The sequence below is a fragment of the Bradyrhizobium sp. MI1.11 genome (assembly GCF_055811255.1).
The window spans coordinates 82,781-101,448 of sequence record NZ_JBVVPM010000009.1 but is presented as its reverse complement, the minus strand read 5'-3'; the positions used below and the strand labels follow the sequence as shown (position 1 = coordinate 101,448).

The following is an 18,668-nucleotide window of genomic DNA, read 5'->3' as shown; positions in this document are numbered from 1 at the left end:
AAGGTGACCCGCTGCGGCGCCGCCTGCCGGCTGCACCTCTCGGAATTCAATGGAGATGATGGGAATGTCGAGCCGAGCGCTCAGCCTCGCGATGGTCTTGCTTCTGATCGGCTTCGGCGCGACCGACACCGTTCTCGCGCAGGCGACGAACCTCGAGGCCGGCAAGGCCCCATCCCAGCTTTTCGCGCAGACCTGCAATGCATGTCACAAGAGCCCGCGCGGCCTGTTGAAGACGGTGGCGCCGGGCTCCTTGCCGGGCTTCCTGCGTCAGCATTACACGACCAGCCCCGACATGGCCGGCGTGCTTGCCTCTTACCTGGTCTCCAACGGAGCCACCGACACCCGCTACCAGGCCAAGGACGGCAAGGACAAGAAGGACGGCGCCAAGGACAAGGAAGCCGCTACCAATCCCGCGCAGTCCCCTGAACATCAGGGCCGCCGGCAGCGTTCCCAGGAATCCGCCAAGCCGGAAGGCGAGGGTGCCGCTCCCGCGGCCGAGGGCGCGCGTCAGAAGCGCGCTGCGCGGCCGGCCGAAGACGGAACGAAGGACGGCGCGAAGCCCGAGGGCCAGGCTGCACCCGAAGGGCGCAAGGCGAAGCGTCTCGGCAAGCGCGGCAAGCCGGGAAGTGATGAGGCGCCGAAGGTCGATGCCGCGGCGCCGACAGCAGACGACAAGAAGAGCGAGCCGAACGTCGAGTCCAAGCCCGAGACAAAGCCCGAGACTGCGAAGGTGGATTCCGGCGAGGCTAAATCCGAAGGCAGCAAACCCGAAGGCAGCAAGCCGTCCGAGAAGCCCGCCGAGGCCAAGCCGGAAAGCGCCAAGGTGGAGCCGCGCGGCAGCGAAGCTCCGGCGTTGCGGCCCGACCCGGTGCCGCAGGTGACGCCGGCAGCACCGTCCGCCGAGAAGCCCGCCGAGCCAGCTGCGCCCAAGGCGGCAGAAGAGGCTGCTCCCAAGCCCGCCGCGAGGTCCGAACCGCCAGCGAAGTCGCAGGAGCCGGCGCCCGCGACCGCTGCGGCGCCACCGGCGCCAGCCGAATCGTCCGGTCCGCCGACGCCGCCGATTTCGCGATAGGCGACCACATTTTTAGCCATGTGAAGGCCGCGCGCTCGGGCGGCCTTCGTCGTCTTGACCGCAACACGATTGATCGCAGCAGCGATCTCGCGCGGCCAGCCGGCGCTGACGGCCGAATACAAGCTCAATCTGTTGTCGCCCGCGGTCCGCAAGAAACTGATCTGCCGGGCGAGGGTGATCAAGCCGGGGCGTCAGGTCTCCGTGGTCGCCGCCGGCGTTTTCTACGTCAGCGACGGCGTCGAGAAGCACACGGCAATGGCGCTCACGTCGATCGCGATGCTGAGCGAGGACGTTGCTGCCACAACGAAAAGCCCGGCCGCCTGAGGCGACCGGGCTTCGAAAGCCTGCGCGAACGAGCGCGAGGCTTACTTCTCGGTCTCTTCAGCAGCCGGTGCCGGCTCGGCGTCGTCCTGCTGGGCTTCGGGGTCGAAGAACTCGCCGGCGGCTGCGATCGCTTCGGCCGCAGCATCCCGGTCTTCGTTACGGCTCGAGATGTCCTCGCCGCGGTTGATGCGCTCGGCCTCGTCCTGGCTGCGCGCCACGGTGACACTGATCTCGATCTCGACCTCGGGGTGGATGGCGACCGTGATGGTGTGCTTGCCGATGGTCTTGATCGGCGCGTCGAGCTGAACCTGCGGGCGGGACAGTGAAACGCCGTCGGCTTCGAACGCCACGACGATGTCGCGCACGTTGACCGAGCCGAACAGTTGGCCGGCTTCCGAAGCCTGACGGATCACGATGATGTTCTTGCCCTGGATCTTCTCGGCGACCTTGGACGCCTCGCCCTTGGACTCAAGGTTGCGAGCCTCGAGCTCGGCCTTCATGCCGTCGTACTTGGCACGGTTGTCGGCGGTGGCGCGCAGCGCCTTGCCGCGCTTGAGCAGGAAATTGCGGGCATAGCCGTCGCGAACCTTCACGACTTCGCCCATGTGACCGAGCTTGTTGACGCGTTCCAGCAAAATGACTTCCATATTCGTTCTCCTTTGATGTGTTGAGTGAGTTGGAATTTCGAACTTGAACTTTCGGGCTTGAACTCAAGAGGTCGGCAGCGGCGGCGGCTGGCGCGTACGAAGGAAGCGTTCGCGGAGGCCGAACACGGCATCGGCGAGGCCGAGGATCACCATCGCGATGACTGGCCATCCGAACACGACCACGACGGCGTAGGTCGAGCCGAGCCAGAAGGTGCGGCTCTTCAGCGCCAGCGTCAGCGTATGCAACACGGCAAAGCCGGTCAGTGCGTATCCCATCATTAGCGCCGCCGTCGCGATCTGCGCCACGATCGCAAGCAGTCCGCCGGTGAAGCAGAAGGCGAGCGCGATGCAGAGCGCCACGAGCGTCATCGGCGGCAGCTCCGCCGTCATCAGGTCCGGCCAGGGGCGCCGCAGCCGGCCGGACGTCGCCGTCACCTTGGTGCTGAGCCAGAGGTTGAGGGTCAGCGTCATCATCGCGACGATGGTGGCGCCGGCCGGCAAGATCCGCACCAGTGCGCCGACGAATTGGTCGGTCTCGCCGGAGCTCTGCGGGTCGGCGGCTCGGAGGAGGCGCATCAGGCCACGGCGCAGCGTGCCCGTGATGGTCTCGGCGTCTGTGCCGATCGTGAGCAGGGCGGCGATCGTGGTCAGTGTGGCGAAGCCTGCGATCCACAGCAGGATGCGGCCGACCGGATACCACTCGAGCGCTGGCTCAGTGGCGGCCTCCGGCGCGGCGGGTCCGACCTGCCGGCTGAGCAGGACGAGATGGCCGAGCCACCAGGCCGGCAATGCGACGGTGAGGGCAAAGGCGATGCAGTAGGGCAGGCCGAACAGGGCGCCGAGGCCAACCGCGGCGGCGATGCCGCCGAGGCTCGCGCAAAGCGGTCCCCAGCCGATCGAAGCGACCATCAGCGGCAGCGGTGCGAGATAGAACAGGACGAGCGAGATCAGCGCGCCCGAAGCGATCGAGGCGAACATCAGGGCCGACGCAGCGCCGGCGATCAGGGCTATCAGTCCAAAGGCCATCATCAGCTGTCCCGCTCCCTTCGAGCGGTTAGAGGCATCTCGCCCCAACCATCGGCGACCGGACGATCCGGAAGCCTTATGAGAAACTAGGTCGTACGGCCGGCGGCGATGTCGTCGCCGGCCGTATTCGTCTTAGCGAATGACGTAGGGCAGCAGGCCCAGGAACCGCGCGCGCTTGATGGCGCGGGCAAGCTCACGCTGCTTCTTCGCGGACACCGCGGTGATGCGGCTCGGCACGATCTTGCCGCGCTCGGAGACGTAGCGCATCAGCAGCTTGGAGTCCTTGTAGTCGATCTTCGGAGCATTCGCGCCCGTGAACGGGCAGCTCTTGCGGCGACGGAAAAACGGGCGGCGTGCACCAGCTTCAGCCATTGTTCTTACTCCCCATCCGTCGTGGTGGTGGTGGTGGTTTCAACGTCTTCGCGCGGACGGCGCGGACCGCGGTCACCGCGGAAGCCGCCACCTTCACGATCGCCACCACGGAAACCACCCTCGCGGTCGCCACGGAAGCCACCGCCTTCGCGATCGCCACGGAAGCCGCCGCCACGGTCGTCACGCTCGCGGTCACGATCGGCCTTGCGCATCATCGCGGACGGGCCTTCCTCGAGCTCCTCGACGCGAACGCTGAGATAGCGGATCACGTCTTCGCTGATGCGCTCCTGGCGCTCGATCTCGGCGATCGCCGCGGACGGCGCGTCGATGTTGAGCAGCACGAAATGCGCCTTGCGGTTCTTGTTCATGCGGTAGGTGAGGGAGCGTACGCCCCAATTCTCAGTCTTGGTGACCTTGCCGCCGAGACCTTCGACGATGCCGGTCATCTGCGCAGTCAGCTCTTCGACCTGCTGCGTGCTCGCGTCTTGGCGCGCGAGAAAAACATGCTCATAGAGAGCCATGGAAGTCCTTTCCTCATGTTGGCGCATCGCCCGGCGTCAAGCCCTTAAGAGGCCTTCGGAAAGGACTCTGGGATTAAGCTCAGAAGGCGGAAACACGGGACGACGGGCCGACTGGCCCTGCCACACCAAAATCACGAATGATTTGCTGAGACCGTCCGTTCAGCTCCCGGCCGGGGTCTGCGGATGGGCGCGTTATACGGATTTCGGCTGGCTTGGCAAGGTTGCAGGCGGCGGTTTCGGCGCGGATGGTCCCGATGCGGGCGGCTGGAACCACCGCGGACCACCATACCGGCTTGATTTATTTGTTTGTATGTCATACAAATAAGTCTAACGGGAGCGAACCCCAATGGCAGAAAAGCCGGCCCATGAGCCGCTCGAGGCGGCAGGCGACCCCAAGCACGCCGCCCGCGCCACGCGGTCGGCCGGCCGCAAAATGCGCTCGCTGCTGCTGGATGCCGCGAGCCCGCTGTTTCGGGAGCGGGGGCTGTCGGGTACGGCGATCACCGACATCGCAGCCGCTGCGAACGCATTCCCGAGCCAGATCACCTATTATTTCCGCACCAAAGAGGCGCTGTTCGTCGAATGCGCCTGCCGCGAACTGCTGTACCTGGCGCGGGCGACCGAGCAGGCGGCGCTGAAGGCGCGCACGCCGCAGGACTATACGCACGCGCTGGCCGAGACCGTCACAGCTAGCGATTCGGTCGCCTTCTTCGCCGAGGCGCTGACGCTGACGCGGCGGCGCCAGGATCTCGCGCCGCTGGTCGAGCGCACCATCGAGCGCCTGCACAGTGAAGGTGCGCGGGCCTATGCGAGCCAGGTCGCGCGGCACGGCTGGCGCTCCCTGCGCGCGTCCGATGAGAGCTCGCGGCGGTTCTGGGTCGTCGCCATCGGAATCATCCTCAAAGGCTACGCCATGGGCCGTTCGCCCGAGGCGCTGTGCGCCGAGATGCTGCGAGTGCTGGGCGAGCAAGCGAAATCCAATCATGACGCTGCGCGCTTGCGCCTCGTCGACGCGCGCGACGCATCGAGCAATTCGAATGAGGAGAGTTAGGCCATGACTGCGCTTCGCATGCGTGCCCGCGATTTCCTGACCGACGATCAACTTGCCGACGTGCGCCGGCGCGTGACCTGGAAAGGCGTCGCGCTGATCGCGCACGCCTGGGCGCTCATCCTCGCCGCAATCGCCTTGGTCGCGTGGTGGCCCAATCCGATCACCTATATTGTCGCGGTCGCCATCATCGGCTCGCGCCAGCTCGGGCTCGCGATCCTCATGCATGACGGCGCGCATGGCTGCCTGTCCGCCGACGAGAAAACCAATCTGACCTTGAGCCAGTGGTTCTGTGCCTATCCTCTGTTTGCGGAGACGCGCAGCTACCGGCGCTATCACCTTCAGCATCATGCGCGCACGCAGCAGGAGAATGATCCCGATCTCGTGCTGTCGGCGCCGTTTCCGATCACGAAGCTCAGCTATCGCCGCAAGTTCATTCGCGATCTCACCGGGCAGACCGGCTACCAGCAGCGCAAGGCGCAGTTGCTCAATGCGCTGGGGCCGAAGGACTGGCCGTTGCGACAGCGCGCGGCGCATTTTTGGGAGAAGCTCGGCCCGCAATGTCTGGTCAATGGCGCGATGTTCGCCGCGCTCACGGCCGCCGGCGTGTGGTGGGCCTATCCGCTGCTATGGCTGGTGCCGCTCCTGACCTGGATGATGGTCATCACCCGCATCCGCAACATTGCCGAGCACGCGGTCGTGCCCGACAGCAGCGATCCCTTGCGCAATACCCGCACCACGTACGCCAATTTCTTCGAACGTCTGTTCATCGCGCCGTATTACGTGAACTACCACCTCGAACATCATCTCCTGTTCTACGTGCCCTGCTACAATCTGCCCAAGGTGCACCGCCTGCTGAGCGAGAGCCGGCATGCGGGCCGCATGGAGGTGCAACCGAGTTACGCAGCCGTGCTGCGGCTTGCGACCGCGAAGCCGAACCGCGATGACCGGCCGGGGCAATTGGTCAACAGCGCGCGCCGCGCGCAGGCGGGGTCCGAGGTCGACGCCAACCAGACGGCCGGCGGATTCTAGGGACCCGTCTCTCCAGTCGAAGGCTGCTAGGTGAGTGCTGATCGAAGTTCCTATCTTGGCTTGACATTCCGGCCCCGGACAGTGTCTACGGCCCCCTTTGGAGCATGATCCGGAACCATGGCCTAAGGCCGTGCGTCATCGGCTGCCGGTTCTCGCAGGGATCACGTCCGACAAGCAGGGAGCGCCGATGACGGCAGCATTCACATTTCCGGGGCAGGGTTCCCAGGCGGTCGGCATGGGCAAGGCCCTAGCGGATGCCTTTCCGGCGGCGCGCGCCGTGTTCGACGAGGTCGATGCCGCGCTGGGGGAGAAGCTGACGGCGACCATCTGGGATGGTCCGGCCGAAACCCTCCAGCTCACCCAAAACGCCCAGCCGGCCCTCATGGCGGTGTCCGTCGCCACCCTGCGCGTGCTGGAGGTCGAAGCCGGGTTTTCCGTAGGGCGGGATGCGGCCTTCGTCGCCGGCCACTCGCTCGGGGAATATTCGGCGTTGGCCGCGGCCGGCAGCCTGACGATTTCCGACACCGCGCGGCTGCTTCGCATCCGCGGTCTCGCAATGCAAAAAGCCGTGCCGGTGGGCGTCGGTGCGATGGCCGCTCTGCTCGGCCTCGACTACGAGGCCGCCGTGGCGGTGGCGGACGAGGCCGCTCAGGGGCAGGTCTGCCAGGCCGCCAACGACAATGGCGGCGGGCAAGTGGTCGTCTCCGGCGACAAGGCCGCGGTCGACCGCGCCGTCGAGATCGCCAAAACCAAGGGCGCCAAGCGCGCGATGTTGCTGCCGGTGTCCGCCCCGTTCCATTGCAAGCTGATGCAGCCGGCTGCCGACGCGATGGCGGAGGCGCTGGCCAAGGTCACGATCAAGCCCCCGGCGGCCCCGCTGGTGTCGAACGTGCTGGCGAGCGCGATCGTCGATCCCGACGAGATCCGCCGCCGCCTGGTCGAGCAGGTCACCGGCACCGTGCGCTGGCGCGAGTCGGTTGCCTATATGGCGGGGCAGGGCGTTACCCGTTTCTTCGAGATCGGTGCCGGCAAGGTGCTGACCGGCCTCGTCAAGCGTATTGCGGACGGTGCCCTCGGCGTTGCGGTCGGTGGTCCCAACGACATTGCCGCCGCAAAGGATGCATTGGCCGCTGCGAAGCAGGCCTGAGGCGCGATGATTCGTCGTCGCGCTTGAGTTCTTTAGTTGACGCACGATCCTTTCGGAAAATCGCTGCGCACGTTTCCGGATCGTGCCTTGGAGGAGTTATCGATGTTCGATCTGACTGGCAAAAAGGCGCTTGTCACCGGCGCAACCGGCGGCATCGGCGGCGCGATCGCACAAGCGCTTCACGCGCAGGGCGCCACCGTCGCGATATCGGGGACGCGCAAGGAAGTGCTGGATGAGCTTGCCGGCAAGCTCGGCGAGCGCACCCATGTGCTGCCCTGCAATCTCTCCAAGGCCGACGAGGTCGAGGCGCTGGTGCCCGCTGCGGAAGCGGCGATGGGACAGGTCGACATCCTCGTCGCCAATGCCGGCATCACGCGCGACAATCTCTTCGTGCAGCTCCGTGACGAGGACTGGGAGGAGGTCATCAACATCAATTTGACCTCGACCTTCCGGCTTGCCCGCGCCGCCACCAAATTGATGATGCGCAAGCGCTTCGGCCGCATCATCGCCATCACCTCGGTGGTCGGCGTCACCGGTAACCCGGGGCAGGGCAATTATACCGCATCGAAGGCGGGCCTGATCGGCATGATCAAGACGCTGGGTGCCGAATACGCCAAGCGCGGCGTCACCGCAAACTGCATCGCGCCCGGCTTCATCAAGACACCGATGACCGATGCGCTCAACGACAAGCAGCGCGAAACGATTCTGACCAAGGTTCCGGCCAATCGCCTGGGGACGCCAGAGGACATCGCGGCGGCCGCCGTCTACCTGAGTTCGAACGAAGCGGCCTATGTCACCGGCCAAACCATCCACGTCAACGGCGGCATGGCCATGATCTGACGCCTCATGCCGCACCGCCCCCTTGGGCAGCCGAATGCGGCAAACGGCCGTTTCCGGAGCGAAATGAGGCTTGTAGTCAACGCAATTGAAGTATGATAACCGGACCTTCAACGGATGGGCAAAGAACGCCATTGCAGGTTTTTGAAACCCTGTATATTGGCGATGCGGAGCCTTGGCCGTCATTCGCCGGGCCTGCATCGGTTAGGATGGGGCCAAATCAAAGTTCGTAAGCGAAGGCAGTCAACGACCACGACGGCTCGTATCGTCCCGGGGGGTCGGGTCTACAGGGAACAACACGAGGTTATGCAATGAGTGAGATTGGCGAGCGGGTTAAGAAGATCGTGGTCGAACACCTTGGTGTTGAACCCGAGAAGGTTGTCGATGCTGCGAGCTTCATCGACGACCTCGGCGCCGACAGTCTGGACACCGTCGAGCTGGTGATGGCGTTCGAAGAGGAATTCGGTTGCGAGATTCCGGACGATGCCGCGGAAACGATTCTTACCGTCGGCGATGCCACCAAGTTTCTCGAGAAGAACGCGAAGAGCTAAGGCTCTTCATTTTCGCGGGGACAACATTGAAACCGGACGGACCGCCCAACAGCGGTCAGCCGGTTTCTTGTTATTGGCCGTGAATATTTCGATGCGGAGTTTTCGGATATGAGACGGGTTGTCGTCACGGGTCTTGGCATGGTTTCGCCACTCGGCTGCGGTGTCGAGCCGACCTGGAAACGCATCCTCGACGGCCAAAGCGGCGCACGCAGGATCGAGAGCTTCGATGTCTCCGATCTTCAGACCAAGATCGGCTGCACGGTCGTGCGCGGCGACGGCACCAACGACACTTTCAATCCCGACATCTGGATGGAGCCGAAGGACCAGCGCAAGGTCGACGACTTCATCATCTTCGGCATGGCCGCGGCCGGCCAGGCACTCGACGATGCCAACTGGCACCCCGAGACCGAAGAGGACAAATGCGCGACCGGCACCATGATCGGATCCGGCATCGGCGGCCTCAACGGCATCGCCGAGACCGCGGTCCTGCTGAAGGAGCGCGGGCCACGCCGGGTCTCGCCGTTCTTCATTCCGGGGCGCCTAATCAATCTCGCCTCCGGCTATGTCTCGATCAAGCACGGACTGAAGGGGCCGAACCATTCGGTGGTCACGGCCTGCTCGACGGGTGCTCACGCGGTCGGCGATGCCGCCCGCCTGATCGCGCTCGGCGATGCCGACGTCATGGTTGCCGGCGGCGCGGAATCGCCGATCGGCCGCATCGGCATTGCCGGCTTCAACGCCGCGCGTGCGCTCTCGACAGCCTTCAACGAAACGCCTGAGAAGGCCTCGCGTCCCTACGACAAGGACCGGGACGGCTTCGTGATGGGCGAGGGCGCCGGCGTCCTCGTCCTTGAAGAGCTCGAACATGCCAAGCGCCGCGGCGCGAAGATCTATGCCGAGGTGATCGGCTACGGTCTCTCGGGCGATGCCTACCACATCACCTCGCCGTCACCCGACGGCGACGGCGGCTTCCGCAGCATGGCGGCGGCGCTCAAGCGCGCCGGCCTCACCGCGTCCGATCTCGACTACATCAACGCGCACGGCACCTCGACACCGCTCGGTGACGAGATCGAGCTCGGTGCGGTTGAACGCCTGCTCGGCAATGCCGCTTCGAAGGTCGCGATGTCTTCGACCAAGTCGTCGACCGGTCACCTCTTGGGCGCGGCCGGCGCGATCGAGGCGATCTTCGCCATTCTCGCGATTCGCGATAATGTCGTGCCGCCGACCATCAACCTGGACAATCCGTCGGTCGAAACTGCGATTGATCTCGTGCCGCATCAGGCGAAGAAGCGCGAGGTCAACGTCGCGTTGTCGAATTCTTTTGGTTTTGGCGGTACCAACGCATCGGTCATCTTCCGGCGTCTGGTCCATTAGTTTGTCGTTGCGACGAATCCACCGTTTTGCCGTATTCGGCGATAGTCATGGAAGCGGGCGCGTGCATTGGCTCGGCAAGCGATTGTCAGGTCGCGATTGAACCGGCAGGATTCAGGTTGCTTCGATGAGTGAAAGGCCGCCCATTTCGCCCCGGAGTCCGCGGGCAGCGCTCGAGCCCGAGCAGGTCCCGCCGCCGCCGAGGCGATCGGACCGCGCGCGCAATCCGTTCGTGATCGTCGGCAACGCCATCATCACCCTGCTGCTGATTGCGATGATCGGCGCGGGCGGCGTGTACTATTACGGCCGGCAGGTGCTCGAGGCGCCGGGACCGCTGAAGGAAGACAAGATCGTCAACATCCCGCAGCGCGCCGGCAAGCGCGACATCGCCGAGACGCTGAACCGGGAAGGCGTGACCGACGTCAATCCGTGGGCGTTCATTGCCAGCGTCGCTGCGCTAAAGGCGAGCTCGGACCTCAAGCCCGGTGAATACTCGTTCCAGAAGAACGCATCCTTGCGCGACGTCATTGCCACCATGGTCGAGGGCAAGGTGGTACAGCATGCCGTGACAATCCCGGAGGGCCTGACCTCCGAGCAGATCGTGGCGCGCCTGTCCGACAACGATATCTTCACCGGCAGCGTGCGTGAGCTGCCGCGCGAGGGCACGCTGCTGCCCGAGACCTACAAGTTCCCGCGTGGCACCCCGCGCGATCAGGTGATCCAGCGCATGCAGCAGGCGCACAAGCGCGTACTGACCGAGATCTGGGAGCGCCGCAGTCAGGACATTCCGGTCAAGAGTCCGGAGCAATTGGTGACGCTGGCCTCGATCGTCGAGAAAGAGACCGGCAAGCCGGACGAGCGCAGCCGCGTCGCCGCGGTGTTCGTCAATCGCCTGAAGCAGAGGATCAAGCTGCAGTCCGATCCCACGATCATCTATGGCCTCGTCGGCGGCAAGGGCACGCTCGGCCGTCCGATCAAGCGCAGCGAGATCACGCAGCCTTCGCCCTACAACACCTATGTGATCGAGGGCCTGCCGCCGGGCCCGATCTCGAACCCCGGCCGCGCTTCGCTCGAGGCTGCCGCCAACCCGGCCCGCACCCGCGACCTCTATTTCGTCGCAGACGGCACCGGCGGGCATTCCTTCACCGAGACCTACGACGCGCACCAGAAGAATGTAGCCAAGCTGCGCGCGATGGAAAAGCAGATCCAGAACGACACGGTCGAGCCGGCCGAGGACGCGCAGCCGCCGGCCGCCGCCGCGCCCGGTGCCGCCGATACGCCGACGGCGACCACGCCGGCGCGGCCCAACCAGCAGAAAAAGCCGCCGGCCGCTCGCCCCGCGGGTCCGCCGCCGGCCCGCCAAGGCGCGGTGCAGCCCTCGCCCCCGGTGGTCCAGCGCTAGGCTGCGCGCAGACCTGCCCCGCGGGACTTTGCGGATTACATTTTCCTGCAAAATAGTCTTAAGATTCGCGTGGCTTGATGGCCGCGCGAATCCCGTGCTTCTGGAGAAATTGACCTGATGGCGTTGTCGTCCATGACCGGCTTTGCCCGAAGCCACGGCGCGAGTGGGCCGTATACGTTCGAATGGGAATTAAAGTCGGTCAACGCCAAGGGCTTTGATCTCAGGGTACGGCTGCCGCAGGGGTTCGACGAGCTCGAGGCTCATGCCAAGAAGCGCGCCGCCGAGCTGCTCTCGCGAGGCACCGTCTACGCCAATCTGACCGTGAAGCGCGCCAATGCGGCCGCCAGCGTCCGCGTCAACGAGGACGTGCTCAACGCCGTCCTCAAGGCCGCCGCCGTGATCGCCGGCAAGGTCGATGCGGTCGCGCCGAGCGTCGACGGGCTTTTGGCCATCAAGGGTGTCATTGAGGTCGCCGAGCCCGAGGGCGACGAGGAAGAGGACAAGGCCGCGCGCGCCGCCGCCGCGGATGCCTTCGACAAGGCGCTCGCCGAACTCGTCGAGATGCGCAAGCGTGAGGGCACCTCGCTCGGGCAGATCCTGATCCAGCGCGTGGACGAGGTCGAGCAGCTGGCGAAGAAGGCCGAGGCTGCGCCCGGTCGCAAGCCCGAGGCGATCAAGGCCAGGCTCGCCGAGCAGATCGCAACCCTGCTCGACACCTCCGACCGTTTCGATTCTGACCGCCTGATGCAGGAAGCGATCCTGATCGCGACCAGGGCCGACATCCGCGAGGAGCTCGACCGCATCGCCTCGCACATCGCGCAGGCGCGCGAGCTGATCGGCAAGGGCGGCCCGGTCGGGCGCAAGCTCGACTTCCTGGCGCAGGAGTTTCACCGCGAGGTCAACACCTGTTGCTCGAAGTCGAACGACATCGAGCTCACCAATACGGGGCTCGCCATGAAGAACGTGGTCGAGCAGTTCCGCGAGCAGGTCCAGAATCTGGAGTGATCGATGACGATTGGCGGTCACGTAACTGATGGTGTCGAGCGGCGCGGATTGATGTTCGTGCTGTCCTCGCCGTCGGGCGCGGGCAAGACGACGCTATCGCGTATGTTGATCGACCGCATGCCCGGCCTTCGAATGTCGGTGTCGGCAACCACGCGGGCGATGCGGCCGGGCGAGGTCGACGGCAGGGATTATTCGTTCGTCGACAAGGCCACCTTCCACGCGATGGTGAAGGCCGACCAGCTGCTGGAATGGGCGACCGTGTTCGACAACAGCTACGGCACGCCGCGTGCGCCGGTTGAGGCGGCGCTGTCAGCTGGGCAGGACGTGCTGTTCGACATCGACTGGCAGGGCACGCAGCAGCTCCGAGAAAAAGCACGCGCCGACGTCGTCAGCGTGTTCATCCTGCCGCCCTCGGCTGCCGATCTCGAGAAGCGGCTGCATTCGCGCGCGCAGGATTCCGACGAGGTGATCCGCAAGCGCATGAGCCGCGCCAGCCACGAGATGAGCCACTGGGCCGAGTACGACTACATCGTCATCAACCATGACGTCGACGACGCCTTCGCCGAGGTCCAGTCGATCCTGAAGGCCGAACGCCTCAAGCGCGAGCGGCAGACCGGCCTCGTGGGCTTCGTGCGAGGTCTGCAAGACCAGCTTCAAGGCTAGGCTGCGTCAGCCTCGGCCCGTCCTTCGCGAGCCGTTCCAGCATCGTCGTGATCACGTCGATGTCGATGCCGTCCTCGACTCCCGCATCGTCATCGCGATCGGCCGGCTCTTCGTCATCGACGTCGTTGGCCGCGAGCTGCGGTGCGGCCTCGATCTGGAATTCTCCGTTGAAGACATCGGCATCGTCGAGCTCTGCGGCATCTTGGTGCGCTTGCGGGACGCGCTTGTCGATCACATCAATCTCGCGATCGATCGCGGCGAGCTGCGCGGTCTTGAGCTGGACTGTCTGCGGACGCAGGGCATCGAAATCCACCGGGCGCGGCTGCCGAGTGTGCGGCGCGTCGGCGGGCGCTGCGTTGAGCCAGGGTGCACGGCCATCGTCGTGATCGTGCGGCTCAAAATTGTCCCAGTTGACGCGGCGCTGGTCGCCGGCCTGGACGCGGATACGTCCACCGGCGAAGCGGTAGATGACGCTGGCGAGGATGCCGGCAAGCGCCAGCGCGCCTCCGATCACCAGCAGCAGCATCTGGAGCGAGCCGGTCTGCTTGTCGGTGGTGCTGTCTGCCGCAGCCAGAGCCATCGGAGCAGGGGACTTCGCCGGCTTCGCGGTCGGCTGCGCGGCGACCGCGACAGGTGCAGGCGACGGCTGCTCTGTGGGCGCGGCGGACGCCGTGGAGGCGTCGGGCCAGCGCCCGGCGACGGCGGGCTGCTGTGCGTTGGCGTCAGCGGAGGGGCTCGCAGCCTGTTGCGTTGGTCCGGGTCCCACCTGTGCAGGCGTCTTAACAGCGGCAATGCTCTGCGGCGTCAGATATTCGGCGCGCGCGTCCTGGACGGAGTGCTGCTGCGGCAGGGCTGAATCCGCTGTAGTCGTATCGGGCGCAGCCTGTGCGGTTTGAGTGGCCTTGCCGCCTTCGGCGCGCAGATACCAGCACTGCCGCTTGGTCGCGCGCTCAAGGCGATAATGCCAATGCTGGCCCTGCGGGGCGGCGCCCTTTGGCGAGCCAAGGCAGTCGTTCGCGGCATTTGCCGTGCTCGGTGGCGTCGATGCATTCTGCGACACGGCGGCCAATGGCGCACCGGCAATGATGCTGCCTACGAGGGCCGATAAGAATTTCGCGGTGCGGTTGCCCATCCTGGTCTCCCGATTACGCATGACGCAACTCGTTACCTTCCCTTTCTCGTCAAAGACTTGGGTGGCAATGAGCCGCAAATCCGGAGAGGATGTGACCTGAATCGGGCCTGCGCGGCGTTGGTTCCCCCGCGAAATCAGACTTTTTCGCGCTACTGCTTGGTCGAAGTCCAGGTTCCGCCGCAGCCGTCGGAGCGACGGAAGGATCCGGAACCGCTGCGGGCAGCGAGGCGGCCGGAGCCGGTGAAGGTCACGCCATCGCCTTGACCGAACGTGCTGACCGCGCCGCTCGCGCTGACGGTACCCGTGACGCCTTGGCCTATGACCTTGCCCGAGGAGACCACGACCGCGCCGGACGTGGTGCCGCCGCAGCCGACGCTGACGACCATCCAGGCGCCGTCGAAACTCCCGCCACCTCCACCACCGCGTCGCGAGGAACTGCGCGGCTCCTCGGCCGGCTTGCTGCGGCGCGCCGAGGGCGCCGGCTCGGCGGAACGATCCGATCGCGAGCCGGACAGCGACTTCTCGTCATTGCCGATCGAGCCGCCGGCGCTGCCGGACTGCGCGACGGCGGACGGTGGAGCGACGGTGACGGACAGGAAGAGGGCCAGGGCAATCGCAGGGATGACGGCATTGCGCATGAGCAAAAATCCAAAATGAAAAATCGTATCAACGGCCGGAGCCGTCGGCACAGACGGAACCGATAATGCGGCAAGCTTTGCCAGCCTTGCCGCATTCGTCAAGCGCGGCGTCTTTCGCGCGCTGCACGCTGTCGCGCTGGACCAGCGACCAGGATTTGTCGGAGATCGCGAACGCGCCGCAGCGGTTGCCATAGAAGGACAGCTCGATCGGACATTTGGCGCCGGCGCAATTGCCGCGCGCATCCGCCACCGCCGCGCGCCGCGAGGCGTGGTTCCAGGAGATGCCCCATTTGCTGCCGTCGGGCCCGTAGACGATCGAGCCCCATGGTTTCAGGTCCTCCATCTTGCGCATCCGCAGCAGCAGGCCTTCGGTCGCTTCGCCCGTCGGCGCCATGGAAATCCGCTGCTGGAGCTTTGTGATCGCGCGGGTCATTCCGTCAGGGCTGTCAGGATCGAAATTGAGCTCGTAGAGCCGCTCGCTGAGCTCGCTCAGCAGGGCGGCATCGCGCAAGGGGACGCGGTCTGGATCGGCGCGCAGCCGATCCGCCGGCAACGGATCAGGCTGCATCGCTGCGACCTGCGGCGGGGCGGTTTGCGTCGGGGCTACAAAATAGAAGGTGCCGTCGATCGGCGAGGACGACACCCAGGGCTGCTGCGCGCCGGAGGTGGCGCGCTTCACCGCGAGGCCGACCTGGTTGAAGGTCTGGAACACGTCGAGGCCCGCGGTCCGGACCGTCGCGGCCAACGCCTTGGTGTAGGGGCTGTGGCCGTCGCTGCCGTCCTGGGCGACATTGCCGGGTTGCGTTGCGTAGGAGATCAGCGTGCCCTCGGGCGCGCGCATCTGCGCGAGACCGCCATCGGAGGCGCGCAGGCCGCGCGAGCCGAACGGGTTGTTGCGGCAGGCGTCCAGGATCACGAGGTTGAGGCGGGTGCCCGATCCCTGCATCTGGCGCAGCACGAGGTTGACATCGGTCATCTGGAAGTCGATGTCGGCTTCGCGCGTCGGGTTCGCGCCGACTGGCACGAGATAGTTGGCGCCCGAGACCTGCACGCCATGGCCGGCATAATAGAACAGCGCGACGTCGGCGCCCTGCACCTGCCGGCCAAAGCTCTGCACCGCCAGATCCATAGCGCCCTTGTCGAGATCGAGCTGGGCGCGGCCTCCGACCAGCGTGAAGCCGAGCAAGCCAAGCGTGTCCGCCATCAGGCTCGCGTCCTTGGATGGATTGTCGAGCGGCGTGATGTTCTTGTAGGCGGAGTTGCCGACCACGAGCGCGATGCGCTTCTCGGCCGATGCAGGTTGCGTGGCGACGACGAGCAGGGCTGCGACCAGCGTCGCCAGCCCCGGGACGCGATTGAAAATCCTCGCGCGCATCAAAATTCCCCAAAAATAATGACGCCAGTCTAACAGTCCGGCGCGCCGGCGAAAAGCGGCGCCACATGCGTACTGTCCGTCATGCCCGGGCTCGTCCCGGCCATCCACGTTCTTCGTGCCGCGTGGCAAGGCGTGGATGGCCGGGACAAGCCCGGCCATGACGCGGATAGGCCGCGTTGCGTATTTCGCAGGCGAGGGGCCATGGCCGCGCGTTCCCGCGGCAGGTTCTGCCCGAGCCTTGCTGCCGTTGATCGCCCAATGGAAGCCAAAGGGCGCAGGGAAGGCCGGGCGCCGGCGGCACCCGTTGGTCCGTGCGCTACAGGAATGCACACGGGGTGGACCGATTGGGTGGCCGATCGCCCGGCCTTCCCTGCGCGGATGGTTTTAACGGTGTCCTTCGTGCTCTCCCCGGGGAGCGATGCACTATTGCCCCCGTCGCCCCGCCGATCGCTGATGCGCGCGCCCGGTTGGGCCGCCACATCACCGCGAGGCTTGACGCACAGACCCCGGGCGTCAGGACCACACGACTTCTCCGTCCGCGGACGGTCCCGCCGAAATCGTCGAGGGCTTGCGTGTGCTCACCCCCGATGACCGACAAGCCCGCTCTCCAGCGCCGTGTCGTACGCGTCGCGTGAGGACTCACGGTTGCCCGCCCGGTCATCACGCCGCCCGCGCCGTCGCTGCCGCGTCCACCGCCACCCGGCCCGCATGTCGTGACGGTCGCGAACGCCCCTTTGGCAGGGCCAGGATGCGGGCTGTATGCCACAAATCCGAAATTCGGAAAAGCGAAATGTTTTTGCGCCGATGGCTTGACGGGGTGTTTTGCCCGACGCGTCTGCCCAGTGGCGAATGACCCAAATCGGGTTTGGTGCCACCTCAAACAGCTTGTCATCCGCTGGCAAGAACAATGTCAAAATTCGCGACCAACGCATGCCTCTCAAGGCGTGATGGCGAATCTTGCAGAACAATGATCAACCTTTCCGGATGCGGAGCCGCATTGAGCCAGCGGTCGGTCACATTTTCTCCTTCGCCAGCGAAATACAGCTGGGTTACCAGGCGATCGAACCGCCCCTCGACGGCGAGGTGAATGTGCGGCGGCCTGACGTCGCCTTCTGCTGTCGGATAGCGGCCGGGTTTGACCGTACGAAAGCTGTAGCGCCCAGCCGCATCCGTTGTGAGACGCGCGAAGCCTTTGAAATTGGGGTCGAGCGGCGCCGGGTTGTTGTCGCTTGGATGACGATATTTCCCCGCCGCGTTGGCTTGCCAGATGTCAATGCGTGCATGCGGCACCGGCGCTCCCGAACGCGTGAGCACGCGTCCGCTGATATGGATGAGCTGACCCAGCGCCTCAACGGTGCTGCCGCTTGGACGCGCCAGATCGGTTGCCAGATCGGGGTGCTCCGAGACCGGGTAGAACGGGCCGACAATTTGTGGGGGCGTAATCGCCAATGCTGCTGCATCGCGGCCACTCGTCTGGGCTTTGGATGTGGTCTGGCTCATCAAGGTAGCTTGATATCCGCATCCTTGACGACCTTGGCCCAGTGGGCGATGTCAGTCTGGATTCCCTCACCAAATTCTGCAGCGGTGCCACCCACGGCTACCGCTCCTATCTTATCGAGCGAAGCGTGGATCTTCGGTTCGACAAGTACCTTGTTAATTGCCTTGTTAAGCTGCGACTTTATTTCTGCAGCCGTTCCACGCTTGGCCGCAAAGCCGATCCAATCGGCTGTCACCAGATCGGGGAGGCCTGCCTCGATCACAGTGGGAACGTCCCCCAGGGCAGCAATCCTGGTGGGGGCGGTGACGGCAAGCGCTCGCAACTTGCCGGTCGCGATGAGATCAATAACCGGAAGCGTGGTGACGAACATGTATTGGACGTTGCCGCTGATCAGATCGGTGATTGCTTGGGAGAATTGCTGGTAGGGCACGTGGGTGGCGTGCACTCCGGCCTGCAATGCAAACATTTCGCCGATCAGATGCGAGGGAGTGCCGAAGCCGGCGGAAGAGAAGTTGAGCTTCCCCGGCTTGCTCTTGAGCAGCGCCACCAGATCGGACAGCGAGCCGACCGGCAAGGAAGGCGTTGTAACGAGCACAGTGTAGGACTTCGATATCTTGATCACCGGATCGAAATCCACGTCCGGCCGTACCTCCGCTTTCGGAAGCAGAGACGGAGTGACCGTCATCGGAAGGCTCATGGTCAGCAGTGTATAGCCGTCCGCCGGACGGCCGGCCACGTCGTTCATGGCAATGGTCTGCAGCGCACCCGGGCGATCTTCCACCACGAGCCGCCAGCCTTCATTGGCCGCGAGCCCGTCCGCGACCATGCGGCTGATAATGTCGGGCGGTGTGCCCGCACCGGTAGGGACGACAATCCGTATGAGATTGGACGGATAAGGTTGCGCGACGACCTTGCCGGGCAGCAACAATCCGGCGAGGCTTCCCAGCAGGAAAGTGCGACGGGGAAGATAAATGGTCGACATGGCTGCTCCAAACCTTGGCGGTGGA

General features: G+C 65.2%; 19 protein-coding genes and 1 pseudogene. 11 read left to right on the top strand and 9 right to left on the bottom strand.

The window, feature by feature from the left end; translation table 11 throughout:
• Nucleotides 1–64: 64 nt before the first annotated feature.
• Together AC0L30_RS11955 and AC0L30_RS11950 are read left to right on the top strand one after the other, a co-directional pair.
• On the top strand, nt 65–1,072 hold the full coding sequence (locus tag AC0L30_RS11955) for a hypothetical protein (protein WP_473404336.1): 1,008 nt from the start codon (nt 65–67) through the stop codon (nt 1,070–1,072).
• Between the two features lie 42 nt (nt 1,073–1,114).
• Nucleotides 1,115–1,396, top strand: a pseudogene (locus AC0L30_RS11950) (hotdog domain-containing protein); the annotation flags it as partial.
• Between the two features lie 41 nt (nt 1,397–1,437).
• Here AC0L30_RS11950 and rplI read toward each other — a convergent pair.
• The 4 genes from rplI to rpsF form a co-directional block, all read right to left on the bottom strand.
• On the bottom strand, nt 1,438–2,043 hold the full coding sequence (gene rplI / locus AC0L30_RS11945; RefSeq protein ID WP_007592024.1) for a 50S ribosomal protein L9: 606 nt from the start codon (nt 2,041–2,043) through the stop codon (nt 1,438–1,440).
• A gap of 63 nt (nt 2,044–2,106) precedes the next feature.
• The gene (locus AC0L30_RS11940; RefSeq protein ID WP_007592022.1) at nt 2,107–3,072 is read right to left on the bottom strand and encodes a DUF2232 domain-containing protein; all 966 of its coding nucleotides are present in this window, start codon (nt 3,070–3,072) and stop codon (nt 2,107–2,109) included.
• A gap of 129 nt (nt 3,073–3,201) precedes the next feature.
• A complete protein-coding gene (gene rpsR / locus AC0L30_RS11935; RefSeq protein ID WP_007592020.1) occupies nt 3,202–3,441 on the bottom strand; it encodes a 30S ribosomal protein S18 in 240 nt (79 codons plus the stop codon).
• A 5-nt stretch (nt 3,442–3,446) separates the two neighbouring features.
• Complete coding sequence (rpsF, locus tag AC0L30_RS11930; RefSeq protein ID WP_007592015.1) at nt 3,447–3,962, bottom strand: 30S ribosomal protein S6; 516 nt, start codon at nt 3,960–3,962, stop codon at nt 3,447–3,449.
• A gap of 346 nt (nt 3,963–4,308) precedes the next feature.
• Here rpsF and AC0L30_RS11925 point away from each other — a divergent pair, with 346 nt between their 5' ends.
• The 9 genes from AC0L30_RS11925 (at nt 4,309) to gmk (ending at nt 13,018) form a co-directional block, all read left to right on the top strand.
• Entirely contained in the window at nt 4,309–5,013 is a 705-nt protein-coding gene (locus AC0L30_RS11925; protein WP_473404335.1) for a TetR/AcrR family transcriptional regulator C-terminal domain-containing protein, read from the top strand.
• Between the two features lie 3 nt (nt 5,014–5,016).
• Nucleotides 5,017–6,042 (top strand): fatty acid desaturase family protein, encoded by a 1,026-nt coding sequence (locus AC0L30_RS11920; RefSeq protein WP_473253489.1) that lies wholly within the window; start codon nt 5,017–5,019, stop codon nt 6,040–6,042.
• Between the two features lie 187 nt (nt 6,043–6,229).
• The gene (fabD, locus tag AC0L30_RS11915; protein ID WP_473253491.1) at nt 6,230–7,189 is read left to right on the top strand and encodes an ACP S-malonyltransferase; all 960 of its coding nucleotides are present in this window, start codon (nt 6,230–6,232) and stop codon (nt 7,187–7,189) included.
• Nucleotides 7,190–7,291: 102 nt separating this feature from the next.
• Nucleotides 7,292–8,029: a 3-oxoacyl-[acyl-carrier-protein] reductase gene (fabG, locus tag AC0L30_RS11910; protein ID WP_007592006.1), complete on the top strand. Its 738-nt coding sequence runs from the start codon at nt 7,292–7,294 to the stop codon at nt 8,027–8,029.
• A gap of 308 nt (nt 8,030–8,337) precedes the next feature.
• Nucleotides 8,338–8,577, top strand: coding sequence for an acyl carrier protein (locus AC0L30_RS11905; RefSeq protein ID WP_006020277.1), 240 nt, complete (start codon nt 8,338–8,340; stop codon nt 8,575–8,577).
• 108 nt (nt 8,578–8,685) lie between these two features.
• Nucleotides 8,686–9,951 carry a beta-ketoacyl-ACP synthase II gene (gene fabF / locus AC0L30_RS11900; protein WP_219683193.1) on the top strand — a complete coding sequence of 422 codons (1,266 nt, stop codon included), beginning with the start codon at nt 8,686–8,688 and terminating at the stop codon, nt 9,949–9,951.
• 124 nt (nt 9,952–10,075) lie between these two features.
• Nucleotides 10,076–11,350 carry an endolytic transglycosylase MltG gene (gene mltG / locus AC0L30_RS11895; protein ID WP_007592003.1) on the top strand — a complete coding sequence of 425 codons (1,275 nt, stop codon included), beginning with the start codon at nt 10,076–10,078 and terminating at the stop codon, nt 11,348–11,350.
• A 117-nt stretch (nt 11,351–11,467) separates the two neighbouring features.
• Nucleotides 11,468–12,355 (top strand): YicC/YloC family endoribonuclease, encoded by an 888-nt coding sequence (locus tag AC0L30_RS11890; RefSeq protein ID WP_007592002.1) that lies wholly within the window; start codon nt 11,468–11,470, stop codon nt 12,353–12,355.
• Between the two features lie 3 nt (nt 12,356–12,358).
• Complete coding sequence (gene gmk / locus AC0L30_RS11885; protein WP_007592001.1) at nt 12,359–13,018, top strand: guanylate kinase; 660 nt, start codon at nt 12,359–12,361, stop codon at nt 13,016–13,018.
• Here gmk and AC0L30_RS11880 read toward each other — a convergent pair.
• From AC0L30_RS11880 to AC0L30_RS11860, 5 genes are all read right to left on the bottom strand, one after another.
• The gene (locus AC0L30_RS11880) at nt 12,951–14,150 is read right to left on the bottom strand and encodes a hypothetical protein (RefSeq protein ID WP_007592000.1); all 1,200 of its coding nucleotides are present in this window, start codon (nt 14,148–14,150) and stop codon (nt 12,951–12,953) included. The two genes, gmk and AC0L30_RS11880, sit on opposite strands and share 68 nt — an antisense overlap.
• Before the next feature lie 149 nt (nt 14,151–14,299).
• Entirely contained in the window at nt 14,300–14,788 is a 489-nt protein-coding gene (locus AC0L30_RS11875) for a hypothetical protein (RefSeq protein WP_007591999.1), read from the bottom strand.
• Nucleotides 14,789–14,816: 28 nt separating this feature from the next.
• The gene (locus tag AC0L30_RS11870) at nt 14,817–16,163 is read right to left on the bottom strand and encodes a caspase family protein (protein ID WP_473404334.1); all 1,347 of its coding nucleotides are present in this window, start codon (nt 16,161–16,163) and stop codon (nt 14,817–14,819) included.
• Between the two features lie 888 nt (nt 16,164–17,051).
• The gene (locus AC0L30_RS11865) at nt 17,052–17,663 is read right to left on the bottom strand and encodes a dioxygenase family protein (RefSeq protein ID WP_007591996.1); all 612 of its coding nucleotides are present in this window, start codon (nt 17,661–17,663) and stop codon (nt 17,052–17,054) included.
• A complete protein-coding gene (locus AC0L30_RS11860; RefSeq protein ID WP_007591995.1) occupies nt 17,663–18,643 on the bottom strand; it encodes a Bug family tripartite tricarboxylate transporter substrate binding protein in 981 nt (326 codons plus the stop codon). The genes AC0L30_RS11865 and AC0L30_RS11860 overlap by 1 nt, the downstream gene beginning before the upstream one ends.
• Nucleotides 18,644–18,668 lie beyond the last annotated feature (25 nt).

Coding starts and splice junctions, on each gene's coding strand:
- AC0L30_RS11955 (WP_473404336.1), top strand. CDS start 65: ATGTCGAGCCGAGCGCTCAGCCTCGCGATGGTCTTGCTTCTGATCGGC.
- rplI (WP_007592024.1), bottom strand. CDS start 2,043: ATGGAAGTCATTTTGCTGGAACGCGTCAACAAGCTCGGTCACATGGGC.
- AC0L30_RS11940 (WP_007592022.1), bottom strand. CDS start 3,072: ATGATGGCCTTTGGACTGATAGCCCTGATCGCCGGCGCTGCGTCGGCC.
- rpsR (WP_007592020.1), bottom strand. CDS start 3,441: ATGGCTGAAGCTGGTGCACGCCGCCCGTTTTTCCGTCGCCGCAAGAGC.
- rpsF (WP_007592015.1), bottom strand. CDS start 3,962: ATGGCTCTCTATGAGCATGTTTTTCTCGCGCGCCAAGACGCGAGCACG.
- AC0L30_RS11925 (WP_473404335.1), top strand. CDS start 4,309: ATGGCAGAAAAGCCGGCCCATGAGCCGCTCGAGGCGGCAGGCGACCCC.
- AC0L30_RS11920 (WP_473253489.1), top strand. CDS start 5,017: ATGACTGCGCTTCGCATGCGTGCCCGCGATTTCCTGACCGACGATCAA.
- fabD (WP_473253491.1), top strand. CDS start 6,230: ATGACGGCAGCATTCACATTTCCGGGGCAGGGTTCCCAGGCGGTCGGC.
- fabG (WP_007592006.1), top strand. CDS start 7,292: ATGTTCGATCTGACTGGCAAAAAGGCGCTTGTCACCGGCGCAACCGGC.
- AC0L30_RS11905 (WP_006020277.1), top strand. CDS start 8,338: ATGAGTGAGATTGGCGAGCGGGTTAAGAAGATCGTGGTCGAACACCTT.
- fabF (WP_219683193.1), top strand. CDS start 8,686: ATGAGACGGGTTGTCGTCACGGGTCTTGGCATGGTTTCGCCACTCGGC.
- mltG (WP_007592003.1), top strand. CDS start 10,076: ATGAGTGAAAGGCCGCCCATTTCGCCCCGGAGTCCGCGGGCAGCGCTC.
- AC0L30_RS11890 (WP_007592002.1), top strand. CDS start 11,468: ATGGCGTTGTCGTCCATGACCGGCTTTGCCCGAAGCCACGGCGCGAGT.
- gmk (WP_007592001.1), top strand. CDS start 12,359: ATGACGATTGGCGGTCACGTAACTGATGGTGTCGAGCGGCGCGGATTG.
- AC0L30_RS11880 (WP_007592000.1), bottom strand. CDS start 14,150: ATGGGCAACCGCACCGCGAAATTCTTATCGGCCCTCGTAGGCAGCATC.
- AC0L30_RS11875 (WP_007591999.1), bottom strand. CDS start 14,788: ATGCGCAATGCCGTCATCCCTGCGATTGCCCTGGCCCTCTTCCTGTCC.
- AC0L30_RS11870 (WP_473404334.1), bottom strand. CDS start 16,163: ATGCGCGCGAGGATTTTCAATCGCGTCCCGGGGCTGGCGACGCTGGTC.
- AC0L30_RS11865 (WP_007591996.1), bottom strand. CDS start 17,663: ATGAGCCAGACCACATCCAAAGCCCAGACGAGTGGCCGCGATGCAGCA.
- AC0L30_RS11860 (WP_007591995.1), bottom strand. CDS start 18,643: ATGTCGACCATTTATCTTCCCCGTCGCACTTTCCTGCTGGGAAGCCTC.